Genomic DNA, 17,566 nt, shown 5'->3' on the forward strand with positions numbered 1-17,566 from the left:
GCGCCGCGTCAGAAGCGATCGGCGCGATACGGCGCCGGATCGGTGAACGGCGTGTCGCCCGTCATCATTTCGGCGAGCAGCCGGCCCGTGACGGGGCCGAGCGTCAGCCCGTGGTGGTTGTGGCCGAACGCGAACCACATGCCGCGATGCGCGGGCGCCGGGCCGATCACGGGCCGCATGTCGGGCGTGCAGGGCCGGAAGCCGAGCCACGGTTGCGGATCGAGCCGTTCGCCGAAGCCGAACACCGGTCGTGCGATGCGCTCCGCGCGTTCGAGCTGCACGCCGGTCGGCGGCACGCGGCGGCGTGCGATCTCGACGCCGGTCGTCAGCCGCAGCCCGCGCCGCATCGGCGCGATCACGTAGCCGTATTCGCGATCGACGATCGGCGCCGACGGCACGCCGCGCGCGGACGGCGCGTAGTGCATGTGATAGCCGCGCTTCTCGCGCAGCGGGATGCGGTAGCCGAACTTCGCGAACACCGTGTCGGACCACGGGCCGAGCGCGACGACGACGGCCGGTGCGGCGACCGTGCCGTGCTCGGTCGCGACCGCCCAGCCCGGCGAGCGTGCGGAGAGGCTTGCGGCGTCGCCCGACAGCAGCGTGCCGCCGCCCTGCTCGAACAGCCGCGCATACGCTTTGACCAAGGCGGACGGATCGACGACGCTTTTCGGGTCGCGCCAGTGCAGCGCACCGCAGAAGCCCGGCGCGAGGCTCGGCTCCTGTGCGAGCAGCGCCGCCGCGTCGAGCGGCGTGACGCCGAGCCCGTGGCGGCGCGCGGTGAGCTGCGCCTCGGCCGCGCCGCGCTCGAATGCGGCCGGCGTGCGGAACGCTTCCATCCAGCCGCTCGCACGCACGAGCTCACCGGCGCCGGCGCGGGCGATCAGCGCGTCGTGTTCGACGATGCAGCGCTCGATCAGCGGCAGCATGTCGCGCGCGGCAGCTGCATGACGCTGCGGCGCCGACTCCCACCAGAAGCGCGCGAGCCACGGCGCGAAGGCGGGCAGCGATGCACTGTGCCAGTACAGGTCGGTCGATCGGTTCAGCGCATAGCGCATCAGCGTGAACGGGCTGCGCGGGAACGGATACGGTTCGACCGACGAGCGCTCGATCAGGCCCGCGTTGCCGAAGCTCGTCCCTTCGCCGGGGGCCGAACGATCGACCAATGCGACCTTGCGGCCGCGGTCCTGCAGATGCAGCGCGACGGACACGCCGACGATGCCCGCGCCGAGAACGATGACGTCGAAATCCATGAACGCGTGGTAATAGACGGAAGAGGCGGTTGGCCGGCCAGCACGTGGGCGCCGTTGTGCGGCCCCGTGCCGGGATTCGTTTGAACTGCAAGCATACTCGCGAGCGGGTGCGGCACCAAGGGGCGCGGGGGCGAGTGCGTAGGTCGTTGGCGAAGCGCGGCGGGCGAAGGGTGCGAATGGAGAGCGTGCGCGATGCGTCGATCGGGCCCGGTGATGCTCGGTCAGATGATTCCGAATCGCCTTTACGTGGCGCACAACGGCGTACGTTTCGACGCCGATGAGCCGAAGCGCTTGCTGGGCGGTCGTGAATACGGCGTCGTACGTGGAAACGGCGCACGGATTGATGTGCAGCGTCACGTTGGCGTCGCGCCGCGCCCGTGATGCTGTTTGGCATCGGCGCGACACTCCACCGGTCTCGCATCGCCGTGAATGGTTCGTCTTTGCGCAGCCCGAGATGCCGTTACGCGGCACGAACGATCTCGAACTGCGCGCACCGGCGATCGACGGTCAGTCGATCAATTGCCGTACCGCATCGATTGCATCGCGGCGCAGCGCGTGCAGATCGAGGCCCGGAATCTCGCCGTCGTCGACGACGACGCGCCCGTTCACGATGCTGTACTTGACCGGCGCCGGCTCGCCGGCCGTGACCGGCGCGACGGCCGCGTCGTGAAAGCCGGCGAAGCGCGGCCCGCTGACGTCGTACAGCACGAGATCGGCGGCCTGTCCGACGTCGAGCGTGCCGACCGCGTCGAGCCCGAGCACGCGCGCGCCGCCCTGCGTGCCCCAGTGCAATACCTGTTCGACGGTCGTCGCCGACGCGCCGTGCGCCGCACGATGCACGAGCCACGCGAAGTTCGCTTCGTGCGTCATGCTGCCCGATTCGTTCGACGCGACGCCGTCGACGCCGAGCGACATCGGCACGCCGGCGGCCGCCATCCGCGGCGCGGGCGCGATGCCGCTGCCGAGCCGCGCATTGCTGACGGGGCAGTGCGCGCAGCCGGTGCCCGTATCCGCGAGCAGTGCGATCTCGGTCGGCTCGAGATGGACGAGATGCGCGAACCAGACGTCGGGCCCGAGCCATTCGCGTTCGGCGACGAACTCGACCGGCAACTGCCCGTAGCGCTCGCGGCAGAAATCGACGTAGCGCGTCGTCTCCGACAGATGCGAGTGCAGCCGCAGCCCCATCCCGCGCGCCGCACGCACGACTTCGGGCAGCAGGTCGGGCGGCAGCGAGAAGGTCGGCGTCGTCGGCGCGACGACGACGCGGCGCATCGATGCATCGCCCGCATCGTGATAGCGCGCCTTCAGCCGCTCGATGTCCGCGAGCATCTGGTCGAGCGTCTCGGGCTGCAGCGCGGTGCCCGCGAAGCCCGGATGATCGCCCGCCGCCTGCAGTGCACCACCGCGGCACAGCACGAAGCGCATGCCGAAGCCGGCCGCTTCGTCGAACAGCAGGTCGCCGGTCTCGGTCGTGCCGCCCGCGTGATACAGATAGTGATGATCGGCGCAGGTCGTCACGCCCGACAGCAGCAGCTCGGCGAAGCCGAGCCGCGCGGCGATGCGCGCGAGCGTCGGCGTGAAGCGTGCGACGCGCGGATAGGGCACGGCCGCGAGCCATGCCTGCAGATCGGCGTTGATGCCGGCCGGCACCGCTTTCAGCAGGTTCTGGAACAGATGGTGATGCGTGTTGACCCAGCCCGGATAGACGACGCAGTCGCGCGCGTCGATCACGCGCTCGCCGGGCTGCGGCGCGAGATCGGGCGCGATCGCCTCGATCCGGCCGTCGAGGACGCGCAGGTCGGCGCGGCCGAGCCGCGCGGCGGCGCCCGTGCGGCCGCTCATGATCGCGAGCGGACGGCGAATCAGCAGGGAAGCAGACGGAAGGCTCACGATTCGGTTTCCTCGTAAAGGTAGGAGCAGTCGCACGCCGCACGCGAGCCCGCGCCCGCGCGCAGCGCGCTGCAATTCAGTCGCTTAGTCAGTCGCATAGTCAGTCGCATAGTCAGTCGCATTCGCGCGCCATCGGGCCGCCGTGCGCCGCGTCGGCGGCGACGTGCGCCGGTGCGGGGTCGGCCGCCTGCACGCCGTTCAGCAGCGCGTTCAGCACGACCGACACGATGCAGGCGATGACGACGCCGCTGTGCAGGAACGGCTGCGTCCAGTCCGGCATGTGCGCGAACACTTTCGGCGCCATCACGGGGATCAGCGCGGTCGCGATCGTGAAGCCGACGATCAGCACGTTGTAGCGGTTGTTTTCGAAGTCGACCTTCGCGAGCGTTTGCACGCCGGCCGCGACGACGACGCCGAACATCGCGATGCCGGCGCCACCGAGCGCGGCGGACGGTGTCGATGCGACGACCGCGCCGATCTTCGGCACCAGCGCGACCACGCACATCAGCACGCCGCTGACCGCGACGATCCAGCGGCTGCGCACGCCGGTCAGGATCACGAGGCCGACGTTCTCCATGAACGCGATGAACGGAAACGCGGCGAACGTGCCGGCGATCGCGCTCGCGACGCCGTTGGCGCGCAGCCCGCGCACGACGTCGTCCTCGCTGACGTGCTTCTCGACGATGTCGCCGATTGCGACGAACAGCCCCATCGACTCGACCATCTGCACGATCATCACGACGACCATCGTGAGCACCGGCACGACCGCGAACACCGGCGCGCCGAAGTGGAACGGAATCGGCACGGTGAACCACGGCGCCGCGGCGACGTTCGTGAAATTGCCCATCCCGAGCGCATAGGCGAGCAGGCTGCCGGCGACGAGCCCGATCAGCACCGACAGGTTGCGCAGGAACGCGTTCGCGAAGCGGTTGATCGCGAGGATCGAGACCGCGACGACGAGCGCGACCGCGAGAAACGACAGCTCGCCGAACTGCAGCTTCGCCGCGTCGCCGCCGCCCGCCCACTGATAGGCGACCGGAAACAGTTGCAGGCCGATCACGGTCACGATGCAGCCCGTGACGACCGGCGGGAACAGCCGGCGCAGCCGGCCGATCAGCGGCGCGGCGAGCGTCGTGACGATGCCGGCGCCGATCACCGCGCCGCACACGCCCGCGAAGCCGACGCCCGGCGTGAGGCCGATCGCGATCACGGGGCCGACGCTGCTGAATGCGACGCCCTGCAGGATCGGCAGGCGCACGCCGAGCTTCCAGACGCCGACCGTCTGCAGGATCGTCGAAATCCCCGAGCAGAACAGCGCGGTGCTGATCAGCACGGTCGTATCGGCGGCCGACATCTTCAGTGCGGATGCGACGATCAGCGGCACCGCGATCGCGCCGATATACGCGACGAGCATGTGCTGCAGGCCGAGCGTCAGCATCTGACGGCGCGGCAGTATGCGGTCGACGGGATGTGAGGCAGAGTGCATGGGCGTGTCTCCTGATGTTCGTGATCCGGCGCGCGCGGCATGCGCGCGCCTGGCGCCCCGTCAGGCCGCGACCGGCGCGGCGAGACAGGCATGGAAACGGTCGGTCAGCGCGGCGCGATCGAGATCGCGGCCGATGAAGACGATGCGCGACGCACGCGGCTCCGTGCCCCACGCCTGCGCGGCGCGCAATTCGATCACGCCGTGCACGCCCTGCAGCACGTAGCGCTGCGCGCGGCCGTGCACCGCGAGAATCCCTTTCATCCGGAACAGGTTCGCGGTGTCGGCGTCGCGCAGCTCCGCGAGCCACGCTTCGAGCGCGTCGAGATCGACGTCGGCGTCGACTTCGATCCCGACCGACGACACGCTCGGGTCGTGTTCGTGTTCGTGGTCGTCGTGATCGTCGTGGTTGGGGTGGCTGTCGTGGCCGGGGTGGTCGCCCTGCGCGTGCGTATCGTGGCCACCGTGCGCGTCGTGCGCCGCGTGTTCGTCCGCATGGCCGTCGGCATGCGCGTCCGTGTCCGCGTGCAGCCCGTCGCTCTCGACGAGAATCTGCGCGAACTCGTTCGCGCCGACGCCGAGAATGCGATCGAGGTCGACCTGCGCATAGCTCGACGTGACGATCTCGGCCGTCGCGTTCAGTTCGCGCAGCCGCGCGCTCAGCGATTCGACGTCGGCCGCGTCGACGAGATCGACCTTGTTGATCACGATGCGGTCCGCGCAGACGATCTGGTCGACCGCCTGGTTGTCGCGGCCGTCGAGCACGAGGTCGTCGAGATGCGCGCGAATGTGTTTCGCATCGACCATCGTGACGACCGCATCGAGCGCGACTTCCTTGGCGATCGGATCGTCGAGAAAGAACGTCTGCGCGACCGGATACGGATCGGCGAGGCCGCTCGTCTCGACGATGATGTGATCGAGCCGGTCGGGCCGCGCGACGAGCATCCGCACGATGCGCACGAGATCCTCGCGCACGGCGCCGACGCAGCACACGCAGCCGTTCGTCATCTCGTAGATTTCCTCGGTCGATTCCAGCACGAGGCCGCCGTCGATGCCGATCTCGCCGAACTCGTTCTCGATCACCGCGATCTTGCGGCCGTGCTTTTCGCGCAGGATGTAGTTGAGCAGCGTGGTCTTGCCCGCGCCGAGAAAGCCGGTGAGCACGGTGACCGGGATCTTCTCGACGTCGCTGTGCGTGGTGTGGATATGCGTCATGATGCGTCTCCGTTGAGTCGGTGGGGCTGCGAATCGTTGTCCTTCCAGCGATGGACGGTGCGGGAATCGATGTCGAACAGATCGAGCACGCGGCCGAGCGTGTGATCGATCATCTGGTCGAGCGATGCCGGGCGCGCGTAGAACGCGGGCACGGGCGGCGCGACGATCGCGCCCATTTCGGTGACGGCCGCCATGTTGCGCAGGTGCGTGAGCGTGTACGGCGTTTCGCGCGCGAGCAGCACGAGCCGGCGGCGCTCCTTCAGCGCGACGTCGGCCGCGCGCGAGATCAAGCCGGACGTCAAACCGCTCGCGATCTCCGCGAGCGTCTTCATCGAGCACGGCGCGACGATCATGCCGAGCGTGCGGAACGAGCCGCTCGCGATCGGCGCCGCGATGTCGTCGCTGCGGTACAGGACGCCGGCGAGCGCGGCGACGTCCGCGAGCTTGCAGTCGGTCTCGTGCGCCATCGTCAGCGCGGCGGCGCGCGATACGACCACGTGCGTTTCGATGTCGAGCGCGCGCAGCAGCGAGAGCAGCCGCATCCCGTACACGAAGCCCGACGCGCCGCTGATGCCGACCACGAGGCGGCGCGCGCTCATCGCGCGGCTCCGTCGAGTTGCGCGACGAGCTGCGCCACGCGCTGCATCGCGGCGTCGCCGACGCGTGCGCGCACGCCGTCGAAGCGCGCGCCGCGCGTCGCATCGAGGCCCATCCGCGACGTCGTGCCGTCGGCCGACGACGATGGATCGAGCGGGCTGCCCGGCAGGCCGTCGACGACGAACAGGTCGCGATGCGGCTGGAAGTGCGTGGCGATGGCCCAGAGCACCTGCGCGTCGTCGGTGATGTCGACGTCGCTGTCGACGGCGACGACGTTCTTCAGATACGGATCCCAGCCGAGCAGCGCGAGCATGATCTGCCGCGCTTCGCCGTCGCGTGTCTGCTTCAGCGCGACGTAGCAGTGAAAGTGCGTGCCCGAATTCGGATAGTGGATCGCGGTGACGGCCGGGAAGCGCGCCTTCAGCTTCTCGCTCATCTCGGCTTCGCGCGGCAGCCGCGCGAGCGTCAGGTGCTCCGCATACGGGCCGCCGACCACGTCGACGAGCCACGCATCGTGGCGCCGCATCATCGTGTCGACGCGCAGCACGTTGTTCGTCGATCGGTCCGACGAATAACCGGTGAATTCGCCGAACGGGCCTTCCTCGGCGTGTGCGTCGGGATCGATCGTGCCTTCGAGCACGAACTCGGCCGCGGCCGGCACGCCGATCCCGTAACGCGGCGTGCGCACGAGCTGCAGCGGCGCGCCGAACAGCCCGCCCGCGATTGCGCGCTCGTCGACGCCGAACGGCACGCGCGCAGCGGCGGCCAGCATGAACAGCGGATGCGCGCCGATCACCATCGCGACCTTCAGCGTATCGCCGCGCGACTTCGCCGCGTGCAGCATCCGCCACAGATGGCCGCGCGAATGCAGGCTCGTCGCGAGCGCATTGCGCGCGGCGCGCATCGAGCGGTGATAGCTGAGGTTCGCGATGCCCGTTTCGGGATCTTCCGCGACGATCACCGCGTTCGTCACGTACGGACCGCGATCGGTTTCGAAGTGGCGGATCATCGGCAACTGCGCGAGATCGACCGCGTCGCCTTCGAGCACGTGATCGAGCACGGGCCCGTGCGATACGAAGACCGGCGCGATCGGCGCGTTCGCGCGCCGCTGCCATGCATCGAACAGATCGTGCGTGTCGACGCCGAACAGCCGCGCGATGCGTGTGCGCGACGCAAACACGTTCGTGACGAGCGGCACCGCGAGACCGTCGACGCGCTCGCAGACGAGCATGTCGTGCCGCCCGCGCGCCGCGAGCGACGCGACGACGGCCGTCACGTCCTCGTCCGCCGACAATGGCTGCGCGATCGCGAGCACGTCGTCGGGGTAATGCGCGCGATAGGCGTTCGCGAAGTGATGAAAATCCTGCTGCTCGGCGAAAAGGCTCGACGCCATGATGCACTCCGTCGGATACGGAACAGAAATGGCCGGACCGCACGCGCATGTGTGCGCGCGGTCCGGCCGCGCGCGCTTACACGTACGTCGCCTTCAGGCGCTTCTCGGCTTCGGCGAGGTCCTTCGGCGGTTTCGTCGGCTCGATGCCGACGAGCCGTGCGATGTTGTTGCCCATGTAGTCCTCGAGCCCGTCTTCGTCGAGATCCATGCCTTGCGGGGCCGGCCCGCACAGCATCTCGAGCTCGCGCAGCCACATGCCCGGTTCGTTCGGCGGCGAATCGGTGCCGAACACGATCTTGTGGCGCGGAAGCTGGCGCGCGAATTCGACGATCCGCGACTGGTAGCACCAGCCCGATTCGCAATAGACGTTCGGCGTGTCCATCGCCATCCAGAACGCCTCGAACGAATAGTTGCCGCCCGTCTGGATCCCGAAGTGACCGATGATGAAGTTCACCATCGGGAATTCGCGGATGATCGGGTAGAACTGCGTCGGGATCGTGTACGGGCCGTCGCCGGTATGAATCAGCACGACGGTGTTGTACTTCGCGCAGACCTTCATCGCGGGGCGCAGCCAGTCGAGCGCGCGATCGGGCCGATAGCCGTGCATGTTGGCGTGCAGCTTCACCATCTTGAAGCCGTACTCCTTGATGTGAAACTCGAGTTCCGCCGCGCCGTTCTCCGGGCCCCAGCGCGGGTTGTACGTAAAGTTGCCGATGAAGCGGTCCGGGTACTTCTGCGTCAGTTCGGCGATATAGGCCATGTAGTCGCGAATGCCTTCGCGGCCGCGGCGGTTGCCGTCGCGATAGCCGGTGTTGCCGGGCGGCGGCTGGATGAAGCCCATGTCGATGCGGCGCGGCTTGCCGTTGATGATGTACGGGCCGTCCATCATCTTCAGCAGGCGTTCGCCGGTAAACGGCTCGCCGGTGTGGCGCCACGCTTCGTCGACGAGGTTGGTCGGGTGCAGGTGCGTATCGATGATCATGCAATGCTCCGGAATCGGGACAGGGAATGCGGCGTCAGGCGGCCAGCAGCGCTTTCGCTTCGTCGACGGTGCGCGGCGCGGGCGTCGGTGCGAGGCCGATCATCCGCGCGGTGTTGTTGCCGAGGTAGTCCTCGAGCGTGTCCTCGTCGAGATTCATGCCTTGCGGCGGATCGAAGCACAGCACTTCGAGCAGGCGCAGCCACATGCCCGGTTCGTTCGGCGGCGTGTCGGAGCCGAACAGGATCTTGTGTGTCGGCAGCACCTTCGCGAATTCGACGATGCGCGACTGCAGGCACCAGCCGGATTCGCAGTACACGTTCGGCAAATCCATCGCGAGCTGGAACGGCTCGAAGCAGTAGACGCCGCCCGTCTGCACGCCGAAGTGCGCCATGATGAAATTGACCGTCGGGAATTCCTTGATCATCGGCACCCATTCGGTCGGGATGCTGTACGGGCCGTCGCCCGTATGCAGCTTCACGAGCACGCCGAGCTCCGCGCATTTCTTGAGCGCGGGCCGCAGCCAGTCGAGCGCGCGGTCGGGCCGGTACGCGTGCATGTTCGCCTGGAACTGGACCATCTTGAAGCCGAGCTTGCGCACGTAGTGGTCGATCGCGTTGACGCCGTTCTCGACGCCGCATCGCGGGTTGTAGACGAAGCAGCCGATGAAGCGGTCCGGATACTTGCGCACCATCTCGACGGTGTACGCCATGTACGCGTCGATCGATTCGGTGCCGGACTTTTCGCCGTCGGTGTACGTGTAGATCGTATTGCCCTGCGGCGGCTGGATGAACGCCTTGTCGATGCGGCGCGGCTTGCCGTTGATGAGGAACGGGCCGTTCATCGTGTCGATCAGGCGCTCGCCGGTGAACGGCTCGCCGTCGTGGCGCCACGCGAGGTCGACGAGGTTCGTCGGATAACAGCTTGTGTCGATGATCATCTACTCGATCTCCTTGAGAGGAACCGGAAGGGCCGGTTGCCGGGTCGCGGGCAGGCACGTCGATGAAGCGACCGTTCCGGTCGGATTCACGCGGCCCTTTTCAAGGCGTCCTTTTTTGGCGCCTTCCCCTCGCCGGCATCGAGTGACACACTGCGACGTGCACTGCTGCTTGGGACCGAGTGTCACAAGCCAAATGCGCTCTGTACAATATTTTTTACTGACGCTCTTGATACGTTTCCGATATGGACATGCGTGTGTTGCGTTACTTTGCGGTGCTTGCGGACGAGCTGCATTTTGGGCGCGCGGCCGCGCGGCTCCATATCTCGCAGCCGCCGCTGAGCCAGCAGATCCGGCTGCTCGAGGAACAGCTCGGCACCGCGTTGTTCGTGCGCTCGCAGCATCGCGTCGAGCTGACCGAGGCAGGGAAAACACTGAAGGAGCAGGTGCCGCTGATCGTCGCGCAGTTCGGCCGCGCGATCGATCTGACGCGCTGCGCGGGGCGCGGCGAAAAAGGCCGCGTCGCGGTCGGCATCATCAGCTCCGCGATGGTCGCGCCGATTCCGCGCGCGCTGCGCGTGTTCGCCGAGCGGCACCCGCACGTGCAGTGGTCGCTGCACGAGATGACGCCGGCCGCGCAGATCGATGCGCTCAAGGAGAAGCGGCTCGACGTCTGTTTCTTCCGGCTGTTCCAGCACGATCCGGCGATCCGCAGCGAGGTCGTCGTGCGCGAAACGGCGGTGGCCGCGCTGCCGCTCGATCATCGGCTCGCGTCGCGCGATGCGATCGCGCTCGGCGAGCTCGCGAACGAGCGCTTCGTGTCGTTCGGGTTGCGCCATTCGCAGCTCGCGCGCTTCCTGCAACAGTGTTGCGTGGACGCGCGCTTCACGCCGCGGATCGAGCACGAGGTCGTCGAGGTGCACACGCTGCTGTCGCTCGTGCGCGAGGGGCTCGGCGTCGCATTGCTGCCGGCGTCGGCGCGGCAGATCTCGACGGGTGGCGTGTCGTTCGTGCCGCTGCTCGCGCCCGAACTCGAAGTGTCGCTGCAGGCGCGCTACCGCGCGGACGACACGTCCGCCGTGCTCGGCGCGTTTCTCGATACGGTGCGCGAAGTCGCGGCCGAATACCGCGCGTGACTCAGCGCGCGAGCGTTTGCGCGACCAGCGCGCCGATCGCATCGAGCAGCGGCTTCACGCGCGCGTGCTGCTCGCGCGGCCAGATCGCATGGAGGTTGTAGTGCGTCGGAATCGCGATCGTGCACAGCTCGACGAGCCGGCCGTCGCGGCGAGCGTCGGCGGCGAGCAGCCCGCGTGCGAGGCCCGCGCCGAGCCCTGCGGCGAGCGCGGCGACGAGCCCGGCCGCGTTGTCGAACACCGCGATCGTATCGGGTTCGACCGGCGCGAGTCCGGCCGCTTCGAGCCACGGAATCCACGAGCGTTTCGTATAGCCGAGCAGCGGCAGCGTCAGCACGCCGGCCGGTGCGAGCGGCGCGCGCAACCCGTAGCGTTCGAGCAGCGCCGGCGAGGCCATCGCGGTCAGCCGATCCGGGCCGACCAGCGCGCTGTCGACGCCTTCCCATTCGCCGTAGCCGTAGCGCAGTGCGACATCGACGCGATCGAACGCATCGCGATCGTGGCGCGGCGCCGACAGCACCGTCAGCGTCGTGCCGCCGAGTACGCGCATCAGTGCCGGCATGCGCGCCGGCAGCCAGCCCTGCATCAGTTCGGGATCGACGTCGAGCCGCAGTGACGGCGCGCTCGGGCGACCCTTCACGGACGACAGCGCGCGATCGATCTGCTCGAGGCCGTCCGACAACTGGTTGGCGAGCAGCGTGCCCGCATCGGTGAGGCTCACGCGGCCGCCCGTGCGCACGAACAGCGGCTGGCCGATGAATTCCTCGAGCGAGCGGATCTGCTGACTGATCGCGCTGTGCGTCAGCGCGAGCTGGCGTGCGGCGCTTGAGAAGCTGCCGACCCGCGCGGCCTGCAGAAATGCCTGCATCGACTGGATCGAAGGGTATCGCTTGAGCATCTGTTAGTCCGACTGACAGGGAATCGACGAAATGATCGCTGGCGCGCGAGCGCGCCGCGTTTCGATAATGCGATACCGCGCACGGCGATGCGCGACCCCACGACCCGACTCAGGAGACCGCGCATGATCGACATCGTCGTGAACGATACACGCCATTCGCTCGACCAGGTACCGGACGATATGCCGTTGCTCTGGGTGCTGCGTGACCGGCTCAAGCTCACCGGCACGAAATTCGGCTGCGGCAAGGGATTGTGCGGCGCATGCACGGTGCATGTCGACGGGCAGGCCGTGCGGTCGTGCGTGATGCCGGCCGTCGCGGTGCAGGGCCGCAAGGTGACGACGATCGAGGGATTGTCGCCGGACGGACGGCATCCGTTGCAGTTCGCATGGGTCGCCGAAGACGTGCCGCAATGCGGCTATTGCCAGCCGGGCCAGCTGATGCAGGCCGCCGCGCTGCTGAACGGCGGCCGGCCCGTCGACGACGCGGCGATCGTGTCCGCGATGTCGGGCAATGTGTGCCGGTGCGGCACCTATGCGCGCATCCATCGCGCGATCAAGCGCGCGGCGTCGGGCGACCCCGCGCTCGACGCGGTGGCCGGCGCCGCCAAGGAGGCATGAGATGCGACACGATCGAACCGCACCGATGCCGCCCATCGACGACACCCCGCGGCGCCGCTTTCTGAAGCAGAGCGCCGCGCTGCTCACGGCCGGCGTCGCCGTCGGTTTCCGGCTGGCCGATGCAACGGCGGCTGGCCCACGCGCGAGCGGCGACCCGCATCCGGCCGCCGGCGAATTCGAGCCGAACGCATGGGTGCGCGTGCTCCCTGACGACACGATCAAGCTCGTCGTGCACAAGCACGATTCGGGCACCGGCACGCGCACCGCGCTCGCGGCGCTCGTCGCGGAGGAACTGGACGTCGATCCGTTCAGGGTCGAGGTCATCACGCCGGAGGATCCGTTCTTCGCCGACTACATCCATCCGTTGTGGAAGGTGTTCTCGACCGGTGGCAGCACGAGCGTCGCGATGGAGTACGACCGGCTGCGCGAGGCGGGCGCGACTGCGCGCGCGATGCTCGTCGAAGCGGCCGCGCGGCAATGGAACGTGCGCGCGTCGACATGCACGACGGCCGACGGCGCCGTGCAGCATGCGGCGAGCGGACGCCGCGCGACGTACGGATCACTTGCATCGGCTGCCGCACGGTTGCCGGCGCCGCAGCGTGTCGCGCTGAAGGACCCCGCGCAATTCCGCTATATCGGCAAGCTGCGGCGCAAGCGCGGCGCCGCGCAAAAGGCCGACGGATCGTTTCCGTACAGCATCGACGTATCGCTGCCGGGGATGCTGGTCGCCGTCGTCACGCGCGCGCCGGTGATCGACGCACGCGTGCGCAGCGTCGACGCGAAGGCCGCGCTCGCGATGCCCGGCGTGCGCGACGTGCTGCAGATTCCGCCGCGCCCCGACGTGCTCGGCGGCAATCAGGCGGGCGTCGCTGTGCTGGCCGACGACTACTGGTCCGCGCACCGCGCGCAGGCCGCGCTGAAGATCGAATGGGAGGACAGCCTGTTCGAGACGTTCGACAGCAGTAGGCTGGCCGCGCGGCAGGCCGCGTGGGTCGACGATGCGGCCGCGCGCGTCGTGCCGACGATCCGCGACGGCGATCCCGCGAACGCGTCGCTCGCGGGCGCGCCCACGGTCGATGCGACCTATGCGATGCCGTACAAGGCCGCGAATCCGCTCGAGCCGATCAACGTGACCGTATGGGCGCGCGACGGCGGAATCGAATACTGGGGCGGGCTGCAGGTGCCGTCCACGGCAATGGAGGCCGCTCAGGTGATCGGCGGTATTCCCGCGCACCGCGTGACGCTGCATGAGCGCGTATCGGGCGGCAGTTTCGGCGCGCGCGAATCGAAGTACTGGCTGTTCGAGGCGACCTGGCTCGCGGTGAAGACCGGCAAGCCGGTGAAGCTGATGAACAGCCGCGAGGACGAGATGCGCGCGCTGTTCTATCACGCGGCAAGCTGTCACCGTGCACGCGCGGTGCTCGACGCGCGCGGCAATCTCGCGTCGCTGTGGCTGCGCGGCGTGATGCCCGCTTCGCCGCAGCAATGGGAGCCCGGTTATCTCGAGCGCGCGGACCGCATGGACTTCAGCACGACCGAGGCGCTCACGAAATGGGAGTTCGCCTATGCGGCGCCGCATCGCGACATCGGCTGGATTCGTCTGGAGACCGGCGTGCCGACCGGCTGGTATCGCGCGGTCAGCTATATCCCGAACGTATTCGCGGTCGAGTCGCTGATGGACGAGGCGGCGCATGCGGCCGCGCGCGACCCCGTCGAGTTCCGGCTCGCGCACATGCGCGACCGCCCGCGGCACGCGGCCGTGCTGCGCGAGGCCGCGACGCGCGCCGGCTGGGGGCAGCCGCTGCCGGACGGCGTCGCGCTCGGCGTCGCGACGAATCAGGCCTACGACAGCTACGTCGCGGTGGTCGCGCGGGTCGCTCGCGACGCCGAGGGCGCGGTGCGGGTCGCGAAGCTCACGTGCATCGCCGACTGCGGGATCGCGGTGTCGCCGGCCGGCGTCGAGGAGCAACTGTACGGGGGGCTGATGTGGGGGCTCGGCCACGCGACGGCCGACCGCATCGACATCGGCAACGGCCGCGTGCAGCAGTCGAACTTCGACGCGTATCGCGTGATGCGCATGAACGACATGCCGGAAACCGACATTCACATCGTGCAGGGCGACCGCGCGAAGCCGGGCGGTGTCGGGGAACTGTCGAGTCCTGCCGTTACGCCGGCGATCGCGAACGCGGTGTTCCGATTGACCGGCAAACGGTTGCGTGAGACACCGTTCGATTTGTCGGCGGTTTCGTAGCGTGCGAAACGATCGCGGTGCATCGCGCATCGCGCATCGTGCATCGCGCGTGCGGGCGGCGCCGATGAACGTATGAAGTTTGACGTCCATCTGCGCTCAATCCGCTGAACAATTGCGCGTGCATCGTGATGCACGTGACGGCTGCCGCACACTTTCGATTTTTCGCGGGTGTTTCCCACTGCTGGCCGCACGCGTTTCTACCTAAGATGGAAGCAACCGTGCGCGCGATACGGTGCCGCTGCACGCGCATGGCGACGTGCAGTCGGCTGCGCCGGGAAGGACGCCAGCGGATGTTTCGATCATGGTTGCGACAGTGTGCGCGCCGGCTGCAGATTGCCCGACTGCACCGGCGCCGGCGGGCGCGGCAGCGACGGCCGCGCGGACGACGTTCGGCCGCTGCGGCCGGGCCGCGTCGTTGCGCCATGTGCTGCTCGCGCTCGCGCTCGCGTGCGCGCTCGGCGCCGTGCCGGCCGCGCTCGCCGGATTTGCCGCATACGCGGGCGCGCCCGACGAAGCGGCGAGCATCGCCGCCGCGCCGCCCGCAAGCGCCGCCGAGGCTGAGGCGGCCCTGCCGCCGCACGACGCCGCCGTGCGGCGCGTCGTGCTCGGCATCGTCAGCTTCACGCGCTGGCCGACGCAGCCGGCCCGGTTGCGTCTCTGCATCGTGGGCCGGCCCGACTATGCGGGCGGACTGATCGACACGCTGCAGGCCGGCGCGACACCGCTCGACGTGCAGCGCATCCGCTTCGACGAACGCGCGCTCGGCAGCGCGTGCGACGTCGTCTATCTCGGCGTGCTGAGCGACGACGAACGCGCGCAGGTCCGGCATGCGGTCGCCGGGCATCCGGTGCTGACGATCGCGGAACACGATCCGTCGTGCATCGCGGGCGGCATGTTCTGTCTGAACGTCGACGGCGAGCCCGTCACGTTCGACATCAATCTCGATGCGGTGGCGCGCAGCGGCGTGCGCGTGCATCCGAACGTGCTCAATCTCGCGCGGCGGCCGGTGACGCCATGACCCGATCCGCGCCGCCCCTTTCGTCTTCGCGCGTGCCGCGCCCGACGCTGCAAAGCGTGTTGCGACGCGCGCATCTGCGGCTCGCGTTCGTCGCCGTCGCGATGGCCGCCGTGTCATTGATCGTCGTCGCCGTGATCGCATTGCGCGCGTATGCCGGCAACAACCTGAACCTGCTCGCGCGCTCGCTGGCCTATACGGTCGAGGCCGCACTCGTGTTTCGCGACCGCGTCGCGGCGGCGGAGGCGATCGCGCTGATTGCTGCGGACGAGGACGTCGCGCAGGTCGTCGTCACCGATGCGGACGGGCGGCCGTTCGCAACGTGGCAGTTGCGTGCGCCTAGCCGGCTCGCGCGCGTCGAACGCGCGGTTGCGGATTTCGCGCTGCCGGGGCCCGCGAGCGTAGCGGTGCTGCACGACGGCATCGTCGTCGGACATGTCGTCGTGCGCGGGCGCGGACAACAGTTCTTCGGTTTCCTGCTCGGCGGCATCGGCGGCATTCTGGGCTGCCTGATCGTCAGCGTGCTCGGCGCTTACGTCAGTTCGAAGCGGCTGATGCGCAACATCGTCGCGCCCCTGCGCGCGCTGGCCGACGTCGCGCATGCCGTGCGACGCGAGCGTGCGTTCGGGCGACGGGTCGAGCCGGTCGCGATCGACGAGCTCAATCAGCTCGGCGCGGACTTCAATGCGTTGCTCGACGAATTCGAACAGTGGCAGGACACGCTGCGTCACGAGAACGCATCGCTCGCACACAAGGCGATGCACGATGCGCTCACCGGGCTGCCGAATCGCGTGCAGTTCGAGTCGCGGCTCGCGCGTGCGCTCGGCGAGGCCGGCGCAACCGGGCAGCGTGTCGCGATTCTGTATCTCGACTGCGACGGCTTCAAGGAGATCAACGACTGCTTCGGTCATGAGGCGGGCGACGCGGTGCTGATCGGGATCGCGGCGCGGCTGCGCGCGCAGTTGCGCGACGCCGATCTGATCGCGCGGCTCGGCGGCGACGAGTTCGCGGTGATGCTTGAGGCCGTGCGCGAGGCGGGCAGCGTCGGCCGGATCGCGGATGCGATCCTGTCCGGCATGGCGCCGTCGATCGAGCTGTCCGACGGGCGCATGGTCGCGACGATGATGAGCGTCGGGATCGCGCTGTATCCCGATCATGCGTCGGACGCGACCGGTTTGCTGCGCGCGGCGGACGCCGCGATGTATCGCGCGAAGCGCACGCGACCGGGATCGTGGCAGTCGGCGGGCGGGGCGGCGGGATCGGCGTGATGCCGATGGCGTCGCGCGCATATTCGTGTGGAAAGGGGGCGATGATGGGACACTCGTTGCCTGTGCGCCGGGGGCGCATGTGGGTCGGCGGCGCGACGCTGCTGGGAGTGCTGCTGAGCGCGGGCTGCCATACGGCGCCGCCGCATCGCGGCCTGACCGAGACGCAGGTGACGACGCTCAAGTCGGCCGGCTTCAAGGAGACCGAGCAGGGCTTCGAATTTGGCGCGGCCGGCCCGATTCTGTTCGATTTCGATCGCTACAACCTGAAGCCCGACGTGCGGCGGATCGTCGAGCGGATCGGGCGCACGCTGCACTCGGCGGGGATCGATGGCGTGCGGGTGTACGGATACACGGATGATGAAGGCGCTGACGGCTACGATCTCGAGCTGTCGCGTCGGCGTGCGGAGGTGGTCGCGATCGAACTGATCGACGTCGGGCTCGATGCGCGACGCATCGCGATCGTGGGGAGAGGGAAGCACGATCCGGTCGGCGATAACCGAATGCCGATGGGCAGGGCGCAGAATCGACGGGCGGCGATTGTGGTTTCGCCGAGGTAGGGAGGGCGGGGTCGGGCAAGGGCGTGTCATGGGGAGGTATCCGGAATTTCGTGTGTGAGGCGGGTTGAGATTCAGATTCCAA

The 17,566-nt window shown here is 68.6% G+C and carries 16 protein-coding genes; 7 read left to right on the top strand and 9 right to left on the bottom strand.

All coding sequences use genetic code 11. The features are described from left to right. Nucleotides 1-8 precede the first annotated feature (8 nt). The gene (locus tag ACSHSS_RS07530; RefSeq protein WP_006396418.1) at nucleotides 9-1,250 is read right to left on the bottom strand and encodes an NAD(P)/FAD-dependent oxidoreductase; all 1,242 of its coding nucleotides are present in this window, start codon (nucleotides 1,248-1,250) and stop codon (nucleotides 9-11) included. A gap of 210 nt (nucleotides 1,251-1,460) precedes the next feature. Here ACSHSS_RS07530 and ACSHSS_RS07535 point away from each other — a divergent pair, with 210 nt between their 5' ends. Then, nucleotides 1,461-1,631 (top strand): hypothetical protein, encoded by a 171-nt coding sequence (locus tag ACSHSS_RS07535; RefSeq protein WP_200117137.1) that lies wholly within the window; start codon nucleotides 1,461-1,463, stop codon nucleotides 1,629-1,631. Between the two features lie 126 nt (nucleotides 1,632-1,757). On the opposite strand, the gene ACSHSS_RS07540 is transcribed toward ACSHSS_RS07535, so the two are convergent. From ACSHSS_RS07540 to ACSHSS_RS07570, 7 genes are all read right to left on the bottom strand, one after another. Continuing rightward, nucleotides 1,758-3,140 carry an amidohydrolase family protein gene (locus ACSHSS_RS07540; protein ID WP_105855500.1) on the bottom strand — a complete coding sequence of 461 codons (1,383 nt, stop codon included), beginning with the start codon at nucleotides 3,138-3,140 and terminating at the stop codon, nucleotides 1,758-1,760. A gap of 112 nt (nucleotides 3,141-3,252) precedes the next feature. Further along, nucleotides 3,253-4,626 carry a nucleobase:cation symporter-2 family protein gene (locus tag ACSHSS_RS07545; protein WP_060181406.1) on the bottom strand — a complete coding sequence of 458 codons (1,374 nt, stop codon included), beginning with the start codon at nucleotides 4,624-4,626 and terminating at the stop codon, nucleotides 3,253-3,255. Between the two features lie 60 nt (nucleotides 4,627-4,686). Further along, nucleotides 4,687-5,838: a CobW family GTP-binding protein gene (locus ACSHSS_RS07550; protein WP_105855499.1), complete on the bottom strand. Its 1,152-nt coding sequence runs from the start codon at nucleotides 5,836-5,838 to the stop codon at nucleotides 4,687-4,689. Then, a complete protein-coding gene (locus tag ACSHSS_RS07555; RefSeq protein WP_059875375.1) occupies nucleotides 5,835-6,437 on the bottom strand; it encodes a UbiX family flavin prenyltransferase in 603 nt (200 codons plus the stop codon). The genes ACSHSS_RS07550 and ACSHSS_RS07555 overlap by 4 nt, the downstream gene beginning before the upstream one ends. Beyond that, nucleotides 6,434-7,828, bottom strand: a complete 1,395-nt coding sequence (locus tag ACSHSS_RS07560; RefSeq protein WP_175795065.1) for a UbiD family decarboxylase — start codon at nucleotides 7,826-7,828, stop codon at nucleotides 6,434-6,436. Before ACSHSS_RS07560 ends, ACSHSS_RS07555 begins: the two co-directional genes overlap by 4 nt. Nucleotides 7,829-7,904: 76 nt before the next feature. Continuing rightward, nucleotides 7,905-8,810 (bottom strand): amidohydrolase family protein, encoded by a 906-nt coding sequence (locus ACSHSS_RS07565; RefSeq protein WP_006396425.1) that lies wholly within the window; start codon nucleotides 8,808-8,810, stop codon nucleotides 7,905-7,907. Nucleotides 8,811-8,844: 34 nt separating this feature from the next. Then, nucleotides 8,845-9,747 (bottom strand): amidohydrolase family protein, encoded by a 903-nt coding sequence (locus ACSHSS_RS07570; protein ID WP_105855497.1) that lies wholly within the window; start codon nucleotides 9,745-9,747, stop codon nucleotides 8,845-8,847. A gap of 242 nt (nucleotides 9,748-9,989) precedes the next feature. Between ACSHSS_RS07570 and ACSHSS_RS07575 the strand changes: the two genes are divergently transcribed. Beyond that, entirely contained in the window at nucleotides 9,990-10,880 is an 891-nt protein-coding gene (locus ACSHSS_RS07575) for a LysR substrate-binding domain-containing protein (protein ID WP_105855496.1), read from the top strand. A gap of 1 nt (nucleotide 10,881) precedes the next feature. Here the strand turns inward: ACSHSS_RS07575 and ACSHSS_RS07580 are convergent, their stop codons facing one another. After that, a complete protein-coding gene (locus tag ACSHSS_RS07580; RefSeq protein ID WP_105855495.1) occupies nucleotides 10,882-11,775 on the bottom strand; it encodes a LysR substrate-binding domain-containing protein in 894 nt (297 codons plus the stop codon). Between the two features lie 123 nt (nucleotides 11,776-11,898). On the opposite strand from ACSHSS_RS07580, the gene ACSHSS_RS07585 reads away from it, so the two are divergent. The 5 genes from ACSHSS_RS07585 to ACSHSS_RS07605 all read left to right on the top strand — a co-directional run bounded on the left by ACSHSS_RS07585 (nucleotide 11,899) and on the right by ACSHSS_RS07605 (nucleotide 17,484). Then, entirely contained in the window at nucleotides 11,899-12,393 is a 495-nt protein-coding gene (locus ACSHSS_RS07585; RefSeq protein ID WP_105855494.1) for a (2Fe-2S)-binding protein, read from the top strand. Nucleotide 12,394: 1 nt separating this feature from the next. Beyond that, a complete protein-coding gene (locus tag ACSHSS_RS07590) occupies nucleotides 12,395-14,644 on the top strand; it encodes a xanthine dehydrogenase family protein molybdopterin-binding subunit (RefSeq protein ID WP_175795067.1) in 2,250 nt (749 codons plus the stop codon). A 301-nt stretch (nucleotides 14,645-14,945) separates the two neighbouring features. After that, complete coding sequence (locus ACSHSS_RS07595) at nucleotides 14,946-15,662, top strand: YfiR family protein (protein ID WP_175795068.1); 717 nt, start codon at nucleotides 14,946-14,948, stop codon at nucleotides 15,660-15,662. Then, nucleotides 15,659-16,927 carry a diguanylate cyclase domain-containing protein gene (locus tag ACSHSS_RS07600; protein WP_105855491.1) on the top strand — a complete coding sequence of 423 codons (1,269 nt, stop codon included), beginning with the start codon at nucleotides 15,659-15,661 and terminating at the stop codon, nucleotides 16,925-16,927. Before ACSHSS_RS07595 ends, ACSHSS_RS07600 begins: the two co-directional genes overlap by 4 nt. Before the next feature lie 44 nt (nucleotides 16,928-16,971). Further along, nucleotides 16,972-17,484, top strand: a complete 513-nt coding sequence (locus tag ACSHSS_RS07605) for an OmpA family protein (protein ID WP_175795079.1) — start codon at nucleotides 16,972-16,974, stop codon at nucleotides 17,482-17,484. Nucleotides 17,485-17,566 lie beyond the last annotated feature (82 nt).

Source organism: Burkholderia sp. BC1 (assembly GCF_052683555.1).

Excerpts from the sequence above, each read along its gene's own strand:
- ACSHSS_RS07530 (WP_006396418.1), bottom strand. The coding sequence starts at position 1,250 with ATGGATTTCGACGTCATCGTTCTCGGCGCGGGCATCGTCGGCGTGTCC.
- ACSHSS_RS07545 (WP_060181406.1), bottom strand. The coding sequence starts at position 4,626 with ATGCACTCTGCCTCACATCCCGTCGACCGCATACTGCCGCGCCGTCAG.
- ACSHSS_RS07550 (WP_105855499.1), bottom strand. The coding sequence starts at position 5,838 with ATGACGCATATCCACACCACGCACAGCGACGTCGAGAAGATCCCGGTC.
- ACSHSS_RS07555 (WP_059875375.1), bottom strand. The coding sequence starts at position 6,437 with ATGAGCGCGCGCCGCCTCGTGGTCGGCATCAGCGGCGCGTCGGGCTTC.
- ACSHSS_RS07560 (WP_175795065.1), bottom strand. The coding sequence starts at position 7,828 with ATGGCGTCGAGCCTTTTCGCCGAGCAGCAGGATTTTCATCACTTCGCG.
- ACSHSS_RS07565 (WP_006396425.1), bottom strand. The coding sequence starts at position 8,810 with ATGATCATCGATACGCACCTGCACCCGACCAACCTCGTCGACGAAGCG.
- ACSHSS_RS07570 (WP_105855497.1), bottom strand. The coding sequence starts at position 9,747 with ATGATCATCGACACAAGCTGTTATCCGACGAACCTCGTCGACCTCGCG.
- ACSHSS_RS07575 (WP_105855496.1), top strand. The coding sequence starts at position 9,990 with ATGGACATGCGTGTGTTGCGTTACTTTGCGGTGCTTGCGGACGAGCTG.
- ACSHSS_RS07580 (WP_105855495.1), bottom strand. The coding sequence starts at position 11,775 with ATGCTCAAGCGATACCCTTCGATCCAGTCGATGCAGGCATTTCTGCAG.
- ACSHSS_RS07585 (WP_105855494.1), top strand. The coding sequence starts at position 11,899 with ATGATCGACATCGTCGTGAACGATACACGCCATTCGCTCGACCAGGTA.
- ACSHSS_RS07590 (WP_175795067.1), top strand. The coding sequence starts at position 12,395 with ATGCGACACGATCGAACCGCACCGATGCCGCCCATCGACGACACCCCG.
- ACSHSS_RS07595 (WP_175795068.1), top strand. The coding sequence starts at position 14,946 with ATGGTTGCGACAGTGTGCGCGCCGGCTGCAGATTGCCCGACTGCACCG.
- ACSHSS_RS07600 (WP_105855491.1), top strand. The coding sequence starts at position 15,659 with ATGACCCGATCCGCGCCGCCCCTTTCGTCTTCGCGCGTGCCGCGCCCG.
- ACSHSS_RS07605 (WP_175795079.1), top strand. The coding sequence starts at position 16,972 with ATGGGACACTCGTTGCCTGTGCGCCGGGGGCGCATGTGGGTCGGCGGC.